Below are 14,944 nucleotides of genomic sequence, written 5' to 3'. Positions count from 1 at the left end.
CAATGTAATGGCGATGTCGTTTAGCTGCAATTTTAGTGTCACGAAAGTGTGCTGTTGTTAGGATTTGGTTTAGAAAATCGTTTTTTTGAAGGCGGTCGCATCCTGGCATGCGGACGCTGAGACGGTGGTAAGGCAGGAAAACAGTCGTTTAACGCCGCGCCGTAAGACTAACGTAACAAACGCGGCATGTTGTGGCAGAAAATGGGGTCAATCAGGAGATGAAATTAACGCCTTGTTTCAGCACCAGATCGCAGGCTTTGGTTTTCACCTGTTTTGCCAGAGAGGAGTTACCGATAGTGCTCAGGTTCAGCTGCTGACCGTTTTGCGCATTCAGCAGGCCCTGAATACCGTCCATATAGTTGGTATCCGCTTTCTGCTCCTGTGTGTCCAGACCCAGCTTGCCCAGCACCTGGTTTTTCACGTTTTGCGCATCGGTGACGGAAGCCAGCTTCTGCTTCGCACAATATTCCAGGATACCCGCCGCGTTGTTCATCGTACCCGCGCTCAGGCTCTGGGAGCTGTTACCCAGCAGGCTGGTGAGGGAAGAGGCAGACAGCCCGCCCTGCGTGCTGCCGCTCTCTTTGGTCAGCTCGTTGGCTGCGCTGGAAAGTGACTCCTGCCATGACGCTGCCTGCGCCGCGCCGGTTGCCAGCAGTGCGCCGAAAAGTGTGCTGATAAGTAACTGTTTTTTCATAATGGCTTTCTCAAAAAGGTCCGTTTAGGGCCGGAAGTGGTTCCAGTATATACCCCCGCGCCGCGCGCGATTCCTGGAACTGTCTTAATACTCTTTGCCGGTGACGCGGCTGCGATAACTTTCCCAGTCAAAGATGACGTACAGACTGTTACCGAGCTTCATGCGATCCATTACGCGTTCTCCCAGCAGACGGGTCATTTCGTCGATATTGTGGTTTGTCAGCATTCCGGTTGGTCGCTTGGAGGAAGAGCGGCGGTCAACGATCTGGTTGATGATGACTTTTTCATAGCGGGATTCCGTCTGAACGCCAATCTCGTCGATGACCAGCAGGTCAACGTTGCTCAGGTCATTAAGCAGCTGTTCTTCGCTGGTTTCGCGGTTGCTGAACGTCTCTTTCATGGCAGACATGATATCGGCCACGGTGATGATCAATACGGATTTACCCCGCAGCAGCAGCTCGTTGCAGATGGCCGCTGCAAGGTGGTTTTTCCCGGTGCCGGGCTTGCCGCTGAAAATGAAGCTGGCGATGTTGCCATCAAACTCGTCGACGTACTGACGTGCCTGATTCAGCGCATTCATTTGTCCCTGCGACTCGACGTTGTAGTTATCAAACGAGCAGTTCTGATGAAGCGGGCGGATACCCGAGCGGTTAAAGGTGCGCTGCATTTTCATCGCGCGGTTCTCACGGGCGAGCGCCGCCGCACGTATTTCACCTTGCTCTTTTTGCCACGCCAGCAGCTCTTCACCCGTTGTGAAGGCTGGCTTCACGTTGGCTGGCATCATTTTTTGCAGACGTTTCATCAGGTCGCCGACGTTCTTCATTTCGCACCTCGGAATCCGTTAGGGATCTGTTTGTCCGGTTCAGAAAACGCGTTGATATCGCGCTTGGGCTGGCCATTGTTGCTGGCGCGGTTGATTTGAATACTGCGCGCGAGCTTTTGCTGCCACTGCACATGGTGAAACACTTTTCCTTCCGCCTGCCAGTATGCGGTAAACGCGGCCAGCTCTTCGGGCGTGACCGGCTGTGAGAGCGCAATTCCCCACAGTGCCGCCTGTCGCTGAAAATCGGCATCCGGTTGCCAGCCCGCGTACATGGGGAATTTCCCCATCGGGATAGCAACGGGCGCGTTTCCCGGTTCGTCGAAGAACTGGTTATCCAGGGTGACATCACTGGCCGGGCGCGACAGCCGCGCTTCGATATCCAACAGCTGCGCCAGACGTTCCGGTGTGATTGCGTAAAACGCCGGCGCGTTGTCGGCAAAAACCGCAACCGTGCCGCCTTCGGCGTGGGTTAACACACCGCGTGGGTCGCGCATAAAGGCATCAATACCAGCAATGCTGGTGGTCAGAATTCTGGAGGACATAACGCTTACTCTACTGATTACTACGGGCGTGATATGGGCTTATGGTAGCACAGAGAGGGGAAAGGAAAGGAGGGGATTTCCCCGGTGGCGCTGCGCTTACCGGGGCTACAGCCGTAGGCCTGATAAGCGCAGCGCCATCAGGCAGTTATCACGCGATGATGTTCAGCGTGACGTCGATGTTGCCGCGCGTGGCGTTAGAGTATGGGCAAACGATGTGCGCCGCATCCACCAGTTTTTTCGCTTCCGCAGGATCCATACCTTCAACATGGATGTTCAGCTTCGCTTCGATACCAAAACCGGTAGGCAGCGGGCCAATGCCGACTTCACCTTCAATAAAGGCGTCTTTTGGCAGGGCGAATTTGTCGCGTGCCGCGACGAATTTCATTGCGCCCAGGAAGCAGGCGGAGTAGCCAGCAGCGAACAGCTGTTCCGGGTTGGTCACTTCGCCACCCATGCCGCCCATCTCTTTTGGCACACCCAGCTTGACGTCCAGGACGCCGTCGGAAGAGGTCGCGCGGCCGTCACGGCCTCCGGTGGCTTTGGCTTTGGCAGTGTAGACAACTTTTTCTAAAGACATGGCAGGTTCCTCATCTTACATTTATGTGTGCTATTAAATAGCGTGCGATATATATGGGTTAAGAAAGACGCGTAAAGTATAGCCTTACGCGTGATGTAACTGTTGTCGCAAAAGCTCAAGCTGCTGCTTAAGCGCCAGCATCGTGTCGGTATCGCATTGCGCTGCGCACCCAACCGCGTGAGGGATCCCCACGGCCTGCTGCTGGAGTGCACGCCCTGCATCGCTTAGGGTGACCGCAACCTGGCGTTCGTCTTTACGGGAACGGTGGCGGTTGATCAGCCCGGCGCTTTCCAGACGCTTTAACAGCGGCGTCAGCGTGGCTGAGTCAAGAAACAGCCGTTCGCCAATGTCCGACACCGTCACGTCATCCTGCTCCCACAGCACCAGCATGACCAGGTACTGCGGGTAGGTCAGGTTCAGCGGTGCCAGCAGTTGCCGGTACAGCTTGTTAAGCGCCAGGTTTGCCGAGTAGAGGGCAAAGCAGAGCTGGTTATCCAGCAGCAGCGCCGCGGTGGTGTCGTTCGTTTTTGCGTTCATGAGATGAATATAGATAGCGCACGATATAATTGCAAGCTATTTTATGGGCACGTATAGCGAAGTGCCACCTGAACCGCCATTTTCCGATAGTGCTGACGCTGCGCGGCTTCGTCTGCTCCCTCTTCGAACAACAGCGTAAAGGTGTAGCTGTTGGCGACGTAGTGGAAGCTGAAGCTGCTGATCAGACGGTGAAGATCGCGCGCGTCTACCGTCTGATTGAATAGCTGCTTCTCTTTCCCACGCTGCAGAATGGCTTCCAGCAGTTCCAGCGCGCTGCGGTTAACCTGGCGCAGGTAGCTGGACTGCTGCATGAAGCGGCCGCGCTGCATGTTCTCCATACAGATGATGCGAATGTAGTCCGGGTGGTCGGCGTGGTAGTCAAAGGTCGCTTCAACAAGATGAACCAGCGCTTCTACCGGCGGCATACCGGCAAGGCTGAGCCGTTTCTCACTGGCGCGGATCTGGGTGTAAACGTACTCCAGGGCCAGAAGATACAGGTTTTCTTTATTCTTAAAGTGATACACCACCATCCGTTTGGTCGTGCCGGCTTTCTCGGCGATTTGCTCCATGCGGGCACCGTTTAGCCCATATTCGGCAAACAGCGCAATGGCGCTCTGGAAAATGTTTTCCTTCAGGCTGGATCCTTCATTGTGTTCCGGGTTTTCGCTGCCAGGGTTAGCCACATCCTTTCCTTATCGTCACCAAACAGAATGCAGGGATTATTACCATGGCAGCGTGATAACACAAATCTCAAACGCGCGGGCGCTTGCGGTAAAGCCAAAGGCCGGGGATCGACAGCCCGATGGAGAGCGCCCCGACAATGGAGGACGCCTTCAGGAAGTTGCTCAGCAGGAGGATCATTTGCGGCTCGGTGTAACCAAAATGGCTGATCTTTACCGCTGAAATCATCGCGGTATAGGCGGAGATGCCCGGGAACATCGGAATAACGGCCGCCACGGTAAAGACCTTGGGATGCGCCAGATACCAGCGCGACCACTGAATGCCAATGCTGCCGACCAGCATCGAGGCCATAAACGTTGACCATTCGATGTTGAAACCTGCCGTCATCATGACCATACGTGAACCGTGACCAATGGCACCCAGCAGCGCACACCAGGGCAACGCCCGCTGCGGCACGTTGAACACCATCGCAAAGCCGACGGCGGGAATGGCCGCCAGAAGCATGTCCTGCACCAGCGCAAGGAGAAATTCGATTATGCCCATCCGCGTAGCCCCCACAGCGTCATCGCCATGACCACGCCGATGCAGGTGGCGAGCGTCAGAAGACTGGCAATTGCCCAGCGCGCCAGGCCGGTATTGATGTGCCCTTTAAACATGTCAGCCACGGCGTTAATCAGCGGAAAGCCCGGGACCAGCAGAAGCACGCTGGCGGCCATGGCAATCGTCGGGGTGTTTGCAAACTGCGGCAGGCGCAGCAGCAGGCCAGAAACCGTGGTGGCAACAAAAGCGGTAACGCAGAAGTTAATTTGCGGGTGCAGTTGCCGATGGGTCAACAGCTGGCGGACATACATGGCAATACTGCTGGCGAAAAAGGTGATGATGGCACCGTCCCATCCGCCCTGGTTGAGTTTGCAAAAACAGGCGCACGACAGCCCAACCATTACCACCACCAGCCAGCGCGGATAGCGTAACGGTTTAATTTGCGCGAACCGTTTCTCAATTTCTCTCAGATCCAGCAGCTTATGTTCAGCAAGAATGACGATGTGCTGCACTTCCGTCACGACGTGCATATTGATACCGCGATCGTGATTTTTCCGGGTGGACGTCAGGCACTGCCCGTCTTTTATCGTGGTCAGTACAATCGCATTCGACGAAATGGAACTTTCGACGCTGTCCATGCCGAGCGCCACGCCAAGACGCGTTGAGAGTTCCTCGACAAGGGCGCTTTCTGCCCCGTGCTGTAAGAGAAAAAGCCCGCATTGAATACATATCCGCGTCGTTGCGCGTTGCGTTGACCGATCTTGCATGTATTGCCCTGAAGAGAGGATGGATAGCTTGCCTGTTGGCCCGTAATGCTTACTTTTAGCACAAAGTGCGGTGTCACTTGCTCTGGGTCAGATCAAGATTTGTGCAAAAAGCCTCATGAGCGACAGTGAAGGAGAGCGATTAATAATATTTATTTTATGAATATTTTGATATTAAAAATATATCTCACATATATTAAGTATTTCTAATTTTATATTTTTGTTCTTTTCAGGTAACTGTAATTAAATTTGGTTGTTATTTATGAGATATTAACCCTGTTTTGGGCATTTCTTAATTTTGTAAAGATTCTCTTAAAATTTGCATTATTTATGCTGTGTGCACTCAGGGATGAAATAATTTTATCTCAATGCGTTTTATCGCTATTTAGAAAATGAAGAATGGACTCGGAGGTTCTATGTTGCCATTGAAAGGTAAACACGGAGTTGTGATTAGTAAGATACCGGTTATGCAATCCGGGCTTGGTGGGGTGATGGTACGCCATTTCCCCGAGTATGAGCTGACCTTTTGCCGCTCAATTCAGGAGCTAACGCTGCTGCAGCTCCGCCGCGCCAGTGTGGTTGTTGCTGATATTTCAGGTGATTATCGGAATCCTCGCGGTACGCTCGAGCAATATTACGGGCTGCTGAATCAGTATCGGGATATCCACTGGATCTTTTTAGTTTCCCGTCCCCTCTACCCTCTGGCGGTAGAATTACTCATGCGTCCTGAAAGCACCCTGCTGTCAGATATGGAACCGATCGACGGGGTTATTAATGCTATTCGTGCCGGAAGTGAACGCGCAGAACGAATTAGCCAGACGTTGCTAATGCCGGACACCCCAGAGCCTGAAGAAGAGTCCGAGAGTTTTATTGCGCTCACTCACTCTGAGCGCAAAGTACTGCGGCTGCTGGGGAAAGGCTGGTGTATTAACCAAATTGCGACGTTATTGAAGAAGAGTAACAAAACGATCAGTGCACAGAAGAACAGTGCGATGCGCAGGCTGTCCCTGCGAAGCAATGCCGATATGTATGCCTGGATCAGCAGTACACAGGGGATGCGAGAACTGAGTTTAATGTCGGCCTATGGAGAGTTTGAGGAATGGAAGAGACCGCAGCAACAAGACATATCGCCGTCATCGAAAATTGCGTAATGAGTGCCGTTGGGCTGCAGCATATTTTTGCTTTGCCTGCATTCAGCAGCTATCAGGTCCACCTGTTTAGTCGATTCGACAGTTTTAAAGAGGCACTTTCCCAGACCGCTTTTTATTCGGTTATTTATTCACTATCCGATGCGCGTGAGGAGCGTCGTAACTGTCTTACAAGCCTGCGGGACCTGATGTTCTCACACGGCAATATCCAGCGTATTGTCCTGGCGTCAGATGATGTAGAAGCGAGGCTGATTTGCCATCTTTCTCCGGCACGTCTGCACGGGATAATCAGTAAATCGGTATCGCTTGAGCAGTTGATCGAAGGCATGGTGACCTTTCTTAACGAAACGCATCGTGTAAACGACAACATGTACAATCACTGGTATGTGAATCAGAACCGCATGTTGAGCCCCACCGAACGGGCAATTTTGCGTTATATGTCGTCGGGCTATTCCATCCCTGAAATCGCGACACAGCTTGAGCGCAATATTAAGACCATCAGGGCGCACAAGTTCAATGCGATGGTAAAGCTCGGGGTCAATTCTGATGTGGGATTACTGGATGCAGCAGATATCCTCGCTCATCTTCCCGCCCGGGAGCCGCGTCGCTCGGCGTTGAGTGTACCTTCATTCTCTTAGCCGGTCGCCATGCGCCAGAGTACTTCTGGCGCAACAATCAAATGCAGACATCTACCCATTTTGCCGCAGTCAGTTCTGCCATTCTGTCCGGGGAAATACGCACGGCGCTGTGAATTGCACCGGCAGCAGGCAGTACTTCAGCGTACTGTTTCAGTGAAACGTCGCAGAAAACGGAAAGGGGATTCTCCAGTCCGAAAGGGCAGACCCCGCCCACGGGATGACCCGTAATGGTGACCACTTCGTCACTGCTCAGCATGCGCGCTTTTGCGCCGAAAGCATCTTTAAGTTTTTTGTTATCCAGCCGCGCGTCACCTTTCGCAACCACGAGAATGACTTCGTTTTTTACCTTTAATGATAGCGTCTTGGCGATTTGACCCGGTTCAACGTTATGCGCTGCAGCAGCCAGGGCCACGGTCGCGGTGCTTTGGCTAAGCTCGATGATTTCGACATCGGGTGCGTTGTCGGCAAAAAACTGCTGTACAGACTGCAAACTCATTGTTTCCTCCTGACAAATATCCTGCGTAATCTGTCATAAGCCTTTAGGTTCTGTAAATATCTCTTCAGTAACAATTATCCTGTTGGGCCGATTTATGGATCGCCTTCACATTCACAGAAACCGGTTACAGTAACCGGTTGCAGAGCGTGAATCAGAGATTAATACTGACAATGTAACGTCCCCTGTATCCAATAATAAGAGCTAATTATGAAACCATTTCTTCTGAGCAGTACCGCTGGTACGCAAGCCGGCAAGGTTGTGAAGCTGATTTATGGAACAACGTGTGGCGCGAATCCGCCCGTAATGAACGTCTGACAGGAGAGCTGCTATGTCTGCCAACCATGCTGCGTTTAATCTGATATTCCGTTTCGTTGAAAATTACGTCAGCCCGATTGCCGGGCGAATCTCTTCCCAGCGCCATGTTATGGCCATTCGTGATGGATTTATCTCTGCGATGCCGTTCATGATTGTGGGTTCATTCCTGCTGGTGTTTGCGTATCCACCGTTCTCACCTGATACGACCTGGGGCTTTGCTCGCGCCTGGCTGGACATGGCGAAGCAATTTGAAGGGCAAATCCTCACTCCGTTTGATATGACGATGGGCATTATGTCCATTTATATCTGTGCGGCCATCGCCTACAACCTGGGCAAACATTATGTGAAATCTCATCAGCTTGACCCGTTCATGTGCGCCATGCTGTCGCTGATGGCGTTTCTGCTGGTTGCTGCGCCGAAAACCAAAGGCACCCTGCCTGTCGATAGCCTTGGCGGAACGGGGATCTTTACCGCCATTCTGGTGGCGGTTTACTGCGTTGAAATGATGCGTTTCCTGAAAGCGCACAACATCGGCATTCGCCTGCCGGACCAGGTGCCACCGATGATCAAAAACTCCTTTGATCTGCTAATCCCGGTGCTGGTGGTTGTACTGACGCTGTACCCGCTGAGCCTGCTGATTCAGTCTCAGTTTGGTATGCTGATCCCACAGGCTATTATGTCGATCTTCAAACCGCTGGTGTCCGCTGCTGACTCGCTGCCTGCTATCCTGCTGGCGGTACTGATTGGTCACTTGCTGTGGTTTGCCGGTATCCACGGGGCTGCCATTGTCTCCGGGATGCTGCAGATGTTCTGGCTGACCAACCTGGGCGCTAACCAGACCGCGCTGGCGGCAAGCCAACCTCTGCCACACATTTTTATGGAAGCATTCTGGACGTTCTTTATCGTAATTGGTGGCTCTGGCGCAACGATGGGGCTGGTGATTTGCTATCTGCGTAGCCGCTCTGCACACCTGCGTTCAATTGGACGTCTGAGCGTGGTGCCCAGCTTCTTCAATATCAACGAACCTGTCATCTTTGGTACGCCGATTGTCATGAACCCGGTGTTCTTTATTCCGTTCCTGCTTGCACCGATGGTAAACGCCGTGCTGGCCTGGGCGGCGATGACGTTTGATCTGATTGGTCGTGTTATCTCAGTGGTTCCCTGGACAGCACCTGCTCCGATTGGCGCGGCATGGGCGCTGGGCTGGGACTTCCGCGCGGCTATTCTCGTCGTTGTGCTGGCCTGCGTATCGGCCATTATCTACTACCCGTTCTTTAAAGTGTACGAGAAGCAGCTGCTGGAGCAGGAAGCGGAAGAAGCGCAGCGTAATGCGGAAGAGGAAAATCAGCAGGTGGCTTAGGTAAAAGCAAAACGGCAACCCAGGTTGCCGTTTCTAGTGTTTGTTCCCTCTCCCTGTGGGAGAGGGACAGGGTGAGAGCATCAGGCCGGGCCAATGTCTGTAGGCCAGGTAAGCGAAGCGATACCGGGCAATTAACGGCACTACTTCAGCGTGCAATCTCCGCACTGCTGAACATCTGGCAGGCGATTGCGCTGACAGCAGGTCCGACGCACCAGAAGGCCGTCACGCGGGACGACGGTACGGAACAACGGGTTATCCCGCCCATCAGAAAGCTGTTTTGCAAAGAAACAGGACTGGCGCAGGGCATCCACTTTCTCATCGCCCAGCAGCGGTTTCATCTCTGTCAAATACCAGTGGATCAGATAACCGGTATTACTCCAGATAAGCTTTCCATTAATTTCTCCCGTCTGTTCAAGCACGTCAATTACCGGCATCAATGCCTGAGTGATGAGCTGTTCCATGCGCTCCTGAGCCGAGCGTTGCCCGGCACGCATATCTTCGTGAACGTCAATCCAAAAGCAGGCCGCACGCCCGGTTTCATGGAACTCAACGTGGAAATGTTCCGGGGAGAGATCCAGCATCGCGTCCTGGGTTAACAAGGCCACCATGATCGGCGGGACCATCAATCCGATATACCATTGCGCCCAAAGAGAGAGCAGGGGTTTATTTTCCCGCGCCAGGGTCGGTTGATTGCGATAGATATGGTCAGAATACGCCGCCAGCAGCGACTGGCGTTCTGCAGGACGCTGCCATTCGGCAAGCGTCATGGTGTTATGCGGGTGAGGCTCATCCAGCTTGATAAAATCCAGCAGATGGGCGCGGGTATCGGCAATCCTGTCCCGAATAGCATCCGCAAGCGTAGCGTTCCCTGTGGAGAGAGGGGCTCGCCAGAGAAGTGAGTCAACGGCTTGTGCGGTACGTGTCGCCATAAGGATAGGAATCTAAATGATAATGATTGTCAATCCTAACTATAGATAAAAACGATCGCAAGCCTTTTGTCCTGAATGTGGGATGTCGGGATTAAGCTGTCTGCAACTCGTCGCTGAGGAGGATGTTATTACGCCCCATGTGCTTCGCTTCGTAGAGGGCTTTATCCGCTTTCGCCAGTGCACCTTCCGGGTCATCGTCATCATAGATGGCAATACCGATGCTGATGGTGACGTTCGTTGCCACGCTTTCGTTGAACATATGCGGGATTTTTAAATCGTAGACCTTCTGGCGGATGCGCTCGGCCGTCTGGCGGGCATGATCGAGCGAGATGCTCGTCAGCAATACCATAAACTCCTCACCGCCAAAGCGCGCGACGATATCACGTGAGCGTACGGCATCACGGATCGCCGCTGAGACGCGGATCAGCGCCTGGTCGCCCATCATGTGGCCGTAATGGTCGTTGTATGCTTTAAAATGGTCGATATCCAGCAGCAGAACGAAGTGTTCACCGTTATCGACTCTCGGCAGGTTCTCCAGTCGGCTTTGCAGGCCGCGACGGTTATACAGGCCGGTGAGCGGATCCATCATGCTGAGATCGGAAAGCGTCTCGCGTTCTTCCAGGAGTTGGGAAAGAAGCGTCTGAGCAAAGCGATCGTTACGTTTTTGCAGGATGCTGTGTATGCCAATCGCCGCCACCGGGAGGGCAAAAGAGTAGATCATTCTCAGCCAGCTTTCATGACTGCCTAACCACAGGCAGGCAATAAAGGCGGGTAATGAATGAAGGGTAAATGCCTTGATATTACTGGCAAATGCCAGGGAGCCAATAAAAAGTACCGTCAAAAGTGCCATGACTAAATAGGTCGCTCGATCGTGCGTAATTAACGAAAATTTCGAGACAATTTGCCAGGCCCACAAAATACCGAAGATCGCTGAAACGACGGGAATATTGATTTTCCGGCTTCTCTCTTTCCAGTGCCAGGCGAACAACCCCGTGCTGAGAATAAAAATAGCCACCAGAGGGAACGAGAACAGGCGTAAAGAATAGAGCGGGTTTGTTACCGAGAACACCGCTGAGGCTGCGTTCAGAAAGAGAAATAAACGTAAAGATAATTGATATTTGCTGTTGACCAAAGACCGCCAGGATTGTGATGTCATAGTAATGCTTTTTTTATTAATATTTAATTAAAACAAATGAATAGGTGTCGTTAGAAAATAGTAAAAGCAAAAAAGATGAATAGTAATTATCAGAAAATCTTTATAGGGATTTAACAGATGAGCAATTTATCACCTTAGACATTTCCTGTCATTATGGGAAAGGTAAAGGTCGATGGATTTTGATGATGAATGCTGACAAATGATAATTGTTATCATATGATATTGGTTATCATTATTGCTGCGAAAGGGCAAACCATGTTGAGCAAAGCGCTGGGAAGTGGTTGGGGAGTGTTGCTGCCTGGGGCAATGATTGGCGGTCTGCTGTTCGCCGATCTCTCCATCGATATCTGGAAAGCCATGATTGTTTCCGGGCTGTTAGTCACGTCAGGGATGATCTGGCATAAGCAATTACGGCACTTTGTGCTGCTGCCTTCATGCGTTGCGCTGGTCAGTGGAATACTGGTAATTCTGATGAGTTTGAAATAACGGGAAAACAAGAGGGACTGCAGAGGAACGTAAGATAATTGGTGCGAGGGGGGGGACTCGAACCCCCACATCCGTAAGGACACTAACACCTGAAGCTAGCGCGTCTACCAATTCCGCCACCTTCGCACAGTCATCTTACTTTTTTTGATATCGCCTCGTTGGTGCGAGGGGGGGGACTCGAACCCCCACATCCGTAAGGACACTAACACCTGAAGCTAGCGCGTCTACCAATTCCGCCACCTTCGCCCAGTGCGAGCAATATCAACGTGATTTATGGTGCGAGGGGGGGGACTCGAACCCCCACATCCGTAAGGACACTAACACCTGAAGCTAGCGCGTCTACCAATTCCGCCACCTTCGCATACCATCGATACTGTAAAAGTATCGTAACCACGGAGGCGCATTCTAGATGTTTTCAGCTTTACGTCAACTGAAAAGTGCGCACCTTTTATTGATTGCTGCAAAAATGGCCGGAACTGAGACGCCTGCTTGCCGGATGGCGCTTGCGCTTATCCGGCCTGCATTGCATGGCGAACTATTTCTTCGCCTGACGCGTCATGACGGTGCGGTAGACCTTAAAGCGGCCGGTCTGGGCGATCACTTCGTGGAAGCCAAAGGTTTCGTCCAGCACTTTCGGGTACGCCAGGAAGGCGTTCGCAACGATACGCAGCTCGCCGCCGCTGTTGAGGTGACGGACCGCACCACGGATCAGCGTTTGTGCCGCTTCCAGGCTGGTCTCCATCCCGTCGTGGAACGGCGGGTTAGAGATGATCATGTCGAATCGACCGGTAATGTCAGAGAAGACGTTGCTGGCAATCACCTCGCCTTCAATGCCGTTTGCGGCAAGCGTTGCGCGGCTGGCTTCAACCGCCGGGGCGCTGACGTCACACAGGGTTAAGCGCACCTTTGGCGAATGGCTGGCGAGCACGGTAGAGAGCACGCCCGCGCCGCAGCCCACGTCCAGCACTTTGCCTTTGGTGTGCGGCGTCAGGGTGGAAAGCAGCAGCTTGCTGCCCGTATCCAGCGCGTCACGGCTGAACACGCCCGGCAGCGTTTTGATGGTCAGGCCGTCAAGCTGGTACTCGTCCCAGTATGCCTGCGCATCAAACGTTGTCTGTTTTTCCAGACGGCCATGGTACAGACCACAGCGGCGAGCGCTGTCGACTTTGTTCAGCGGCGCGTAGCCTTCCAGCAGCTGTTCAGCGCTACGCACGCCGCTGCGGTTCTCTCCTACCACGAAAATATCGCAGCCGACCGGCAGCAGGGAGAGCAGGTTCATCAGCTGGAACTGGGCTTCCGGTTTATTCTTCGGCCAGTAGTAAATCAGCGTATCGCAGTCGGCGATATCGCTCTGCTCCGCCACCAGGCTAAAGCGCGCGCGCTCGCCCATCTGACGGCTCAGCACCTGCCAGTGGTGGTAATATTGCGTATGAGCACGGCTTTCAGCACAGTCGAAACGCGCGGGCAGGTCATCCTGCATATCTCCGGCAAACAGAATACGGCTTTCTTCGAAATCATCACTGTGGCGCAGCAAGACTTCACTTGCCGGGGTAAATGCAGACATGAATTGTTCCTCAATAAACTCAGGCGGGGATTATAGTAGGTAGATGGCGCACTTTCGACACATTTGCTATATTTGCGCGCCTGAGAGACAGGAGTTTTCCCTATGACATCCCGACGAGACTGGCAGTTGCAGCAGCTGGGCATCACCCAGTGGGCCTTGCGTCGCCCGACGGCGTTGCAGGGCGAAATCGCCATTTCCATCCCTGCGCACGTTCGGCTGGTGATGGTGGCGGAAGAACTGCCTGCACTGAATGAACCCCTTATCGGTGATGTCCTTCGCAGCCTGAAGCTGACGGCCGACCAGGTTTTACCGCTGACGCCAGAGCGTGTCGCGATGCTGCCTCCTGATAGCCGCTGTAATAGCTGGCGTATCGGAGAGACAAACGAGATCCCCCTCCAGGGGAGCCAGATCTGCTCGCCAGCGCTGGACGAACTGAAAGCCAACCCAAAAGCGCGAAGCGCGCTATGGCAACAAATCTGCGACTATGAACACGATTTCTTCCCTCACGACGTCTGACCTGACCACAGCGTTCGCGATTGAAACACGCGCCCACGCCTTTCCGTGGAGCGAAAAAACCTTCGCCAGCAATCAGGGTGAACGGTATCTGAACTACCGCCTGGACGTTGACGGCACCCTGGCCGCGTTCGCGATTACCCAGGTTGTTCTTGATGAGGCGACGCTGTTTAATATCGCGGTTGATCCTGCGTTCCAGCGCCGTGGGCTGGGAAGAGAACTGCTCGAGCACCTCATCCGTGAGCTCGAAACCCGTGACGTTTTCACCCTGTGGCTGGAGGTGCGCGCGTCGAATGTCGCCGCCATCGCGCTCTATGAAAGCTTAGGCTTTAACGAGGCGACAATCCGCCGTAACTACTACCCCACCGCAGAGGGACGTGAAGACGCCATCATAATGGCCCTGCCGATTGGATAATAAAAAATAAGGTTGTAACGATGAAATGGGACTGGATTTTCTTTGATGCCGACGAAACGCTGTTTACGTTCGATTCGTTCGGCGGCCTGCAGCGGATGTTTCTCGACTATAGCGTGACCTTCACCGCTGAAGATTTTCAGGACTATCAGGCGGTGAACAAGCCGCTGTGGGTGGATTACCAGAACGGTGCCATCACTGCGTTACAGCTTCAGCACCAGCGCTTTGACGTCTGGGCGGAACGCTTGAAGGTCAGTCCGGGGACGCTGAACGAGGCGTTTCTGAACGCGATGGCGGATATCTGCGCGCCGCTGCCGGGCGCGGTTTCCCTGCTGAATGCGTTGAAAGGCAAGGCGAAACTGGGGATCATCACCAACGGCTTTACCGCCCTGCAGCAGATCCGCCTCGAGCGCACCGGCCTGCGCGATTATTTCGACGCGCTGGTGATCTCCGAAGAGGTGGGCGTGCCGAAGCCGGACCCGCGTATTTTTGACTACGCGCTGACGCAGGCCGGCAATCCTGACCGCGATCGCGTTCTGATGGTGGGGGATACCGCAGAGTCTGATATTCTTGGCGGCATCAACTCCGGCCTGTCGACGGTCTGGTTGAATGCGCATGGTCGCGTGCAGCCGGAAGGCATCGAGCCGACCTGGACCGTCACGTCATTGAACGAACTGGAGCAGCTCCTGTGTAAACAATGATTGCCTGCCCCCTATTGATGGGTAAAATAGCCGCAATTTTGTATTCCATGATGCGTGGCGTGCTGCCGC

At 53.3% G+C, this 14,944-nt stretch carries 19 protein-coding genes and 3 tRNA genes; 7 read left to right on the top strand and 15 right to left on the bottom strand.

The genetic code is table 11. From position 1 onward, the window contains the following. Nucleotides 1–211: 211 nt before the first annotated feature. From KK102_RS16830 to KK102_RS16795, 8 genes are all read right to left on the bottom strand, one after another. Complete coding sequence (locus tag KK102_RS16830) at nt 212–694, bottom strand: YjjA family protein (protein ID WP_126545180.1); 483 nt, start codon at nt 692–694, stop codon at nt 212–214. Between the two features lie 84 nt (nt 695–778). Beyond that, complete coding sequence (gene dnaC / locus KK102_RS16825) at nt 779–1,516, bottom strand: replicative helicase loader DnaC (protein WP_211448104.1); 738 nt, start codon at nt 1,514–1,516, stop codon at nt 779–781. Further along, nucleotides 1,513–2,058, bottom strand: a complete 546-nt coding sequence (dnaT, locus tag KK102_RS16820; RefSeq protein ID WP_216358047.1) for a primosomal protein DnaT — start codon at nt 2,056–2,058, stop codon at nt 1,513–1,515. Before dnaT ends, dnaC begins: the two co-directional genes overlap by 4 nt. A 148-nt stretch (nt 2,059–2,206) precedes the next feature. Beyond that, the gene (locus tag KK102_RS16815; protein ID WP_126545177.1) at nt 2,207–2,635 is read right to left on the bottom strand and encodes an organic hydroperoxide resistance protein; all 429 of its coding nucleotides are present in this window, start codon (nt 2,633–2,635) and stop codon (nt 2,207–2,209) included. 84 nt (nt 2,636–2,719) lie between these two features. Then, nucleotides 2,720–3,172, bottom strand: a complete 453-nt coding sequence (locus KK102_RS16810) for a MarR family winged helix-turn-helix transcriptional regulator (protein WP_042713994.1) — start codon at nt 3,170–3,172, stop codon at nt 2,720–2,722. Between the two features lie 41 nt (nt 3,173–3,213). Beyond that, a complete protein-coding gene (locus KK102_RS16805; RefSeq protein WP_042713992.1) occupies nt 3,214–3,855 on the bottom strand; it encodes a TetR family transcriptional regulator in 642 nt (213 codons plus the stop codon). 67 nt (nt 3,856–3,922) lie between these two features. Then, complete coding sequence (locus KK102_RS16800; RefSeq protein ID WP_126545175.1) at nt 3,923–4,396, bottom strand: threonine/serine exporter; 474 nt, start codon at nt 4,394–4,396, stop codon at nt 3,923–3,925. Next, complete coding sequence (locus KK102_RS16795; protein ID WP_126545174.1) at nt 4,387–5,160, bottom strand: threonine/serine exporter family protein; 774 nt, start codon at nt 5,158–5,160, stop codon at nt 4,387–4,389. Before KK102_RS16795 ends, KK102_RS16800 begins: the two co-directional genes overlap by 10 nt. 413 nt (nt 5,161–5,573) lie before the next feature. Here KK102_RS16795 and KK102_RS16790 point away from each other — a divergent pair, with 413 nt between their 5' ends. Together KK102_RS16790 and bglJ are read left to right on the top strand one after the other, a co-directional pair. Next, on the top strand, nt 5,574–6,308 hold the full coding sequence (locus KK102_RS16790) for a helix-turn-helix transcriptional regulator (RefSeq protein ID WP_126545173.1): 735 nt from the start codon (nt 5,574–5,576) through the stop codon (nt 6,306–6,308). Beyond that, on the top strand, nt 6,308–6,943 hold the full coding sequence (bglJ, locus tag KK102_RS16785; RefSeq protein ID WP_216358153.1) for a DNA-binding transcriptional activator BglJ: 636 nt from the start codon (nt 6,308–6,310) through the stop codon (nt 6,941–6,943). Before KK102_RS16790 ends, bglJ begins: the two co-directional genes overlap by 1 nt. 37 nt (nt 6,944–6,980) lie before the next feature. Here bglJ and KK102_RS16780 read toward each other — a convergent pair whose 3' ends face one another. Then, nucleotides 6,981–7,439, bottom strand: coding sequence for a YbaK/EbsC family protein (locus KK102_RS16780; RefSeq protein ID WP_216358046.1), 459 nt, complete (start codon nt 7,437–7,439; stop codon nt 6,981–6,983). Between the two features lie 328 nt (nt 7,440–7,767). Here KK102_RS16780 and KK102_RS16775 point away from each other — a divergent pair, with 328 nt between their 5' ends. Then, a complete protein-coding gene (locus tag KK102_RS16775) occupies nt 7,768–9,114 on the top strand; it encodes a PTS sugar transporter subunit IIC (RefSeq protein ID WP_108417151.1) in 1,347 nt (448 codons plus the stop codon). A gap of 140 nt (nt 9,115–9,254) precedes the next feature. Here KK102_RS16775 and fhuF read toward each other — a convergent pair whose 3' ends face one another. Beyond that, nucleotides 9,255–10,043: a siderophore-iron reductase FhuF gene (gene fhuF / locus KK102_RS16770; protein ID WP_126545171.1), complete on the bottom strand. Its 789-nt coding sequence runs from the start codon at nt 10,041–10,043 to the stop codon at nt 9,255–9,257. A gap of 91 nt (nt 10,044–10,134) precedes the next feature. Next, nucleotides 10,135–11,199, bottom strand: a complete 1,065-nt coding sequence (locus KK102_RS16765) for a GGDEF domain-containing protein (protein ID WP_126545170.1) — start codon at nt 11,197–11,199, stop codon at nt 10,135–10,137. A gap of 216 nt (nt 11,200–11,415) precedes the next feature. Here KK102_RS16765 and KK102_RS16760 point away from each other — a divergent pair, with 216 nt between their 5' ends. Beyond that, nucleotides 11,416–11,685 carry a DUF1435 domain-containing protein gene (locus KK102_RS16760; RefSeq protein ID WP_216358045.1) on the top strand — a complete coding sequence of 90 codons (270 nt, stop codon included), beginning with the start codon at nt 11,416–11,418 and terminating at the stop codon, nt 11,683–11,685. A 39-nt stretch (nt 11,686–11,724) separates the two neighbouring features. Here the strand turns inward: KK102_RS16760 and KK102_RS16755 are convergent. From KK102_RS16755 to rsmC, 4 genes are all read right to left on the bottom strand, one after another. Beyond that, a tRNA-Leu gene (locus KK102_RS16755) sits at nt 11,725–11,811 on the bottom strand. Nucleotides 11,812–11,844: 33 nt separating this feature from the next. Continuing rightward, a tRNA-Leu gene (locus KK102_RS16750) sits at nt 11,845–11,931 on the bottom strand. 28 nt (nt 11,932–11,959) lie between these two features. Beyond that, nucleotides 11,960–12,046: transfer RNA gene (locus tag KK102_RS16745), tRNA-Leu, on the bottom strand. A gap of 174 nt (nt 12,047–12,220) precedes the next feature. Next, nucleotides 12,221–13,249: a 16S rRNA (guanine(1207)-N(2))-methyltransferase RsmC gene (gene rsmC, locus KK102_RS16740; RefSeq protein ID WP_039265277.1), complete on the bottom strand. Its 1,029-nt coding sequence runs from the start codon at nt 13,247–13,249 to the stop codon at nt 12,221–12,223. Nucleotides 13,250–13,351: 102 nt separating this feature from the next. Here rsmC and KK102_RS16735 point away from each other — a divergent pair, with 102 nt between their 5' ends. From KK102_RS16735 to yjjG, 3 genes are read left to right on the top strand one after another with little or no spacing between them, the layout of a single operon-like run. Next, nucleotides 13,352–13,765, top strand: coding sequence for a DNA polymerase III subunit psi (locus tag KK102_RS16735; protein WP_126545168.1), 414 nt, complete (start codon nt 13,352–13,354; stop codon nt 13,763–13,765). Then, on the top strand, nt 13,734–14,177 hold the full coding sequence (gene rimI, locus KK102_RS16730; RefSeq protein WP_042716490.1) for a ribosomal protein S18-alanine N-acetyltransferase: 444 nt from the start codon (nt 13,734–13,736) through the stop codon (nt 14,175–14,177). The genes KK102_RS16735 and rimI overlap by 32 nt, the downstream gene beginning before the upstream one ends. A gap of 20 nt (nt 14,178–14,197) precedes the next feature. Next, complete coding sequence (gene yjjG, locus KK102_RS16725; protein WP_126545167.1) at nt 14,198–14,875, top strand: pyrimidine 5'-nucleotidase; 678 nt, start codon at nt 14,198–14,200, stop codon at nt 14,873–14,875. Nucleotides 14,876–14,944: the final 69 nt, after the last annotated feature.

Origin of the sequence: Enterobacter quasimori, from assembly GCF_018597345.1 — a bacterium.
GTDB lineage: Bacteria > Pseudomonadota > Gammaproteobacteria > Enterobacterales > Enterobacteriaceae > Enterobacter > Enterobacter mori.
This window is presented reverse-complemented; position numbering and strand designations above follow the sequence as displayed.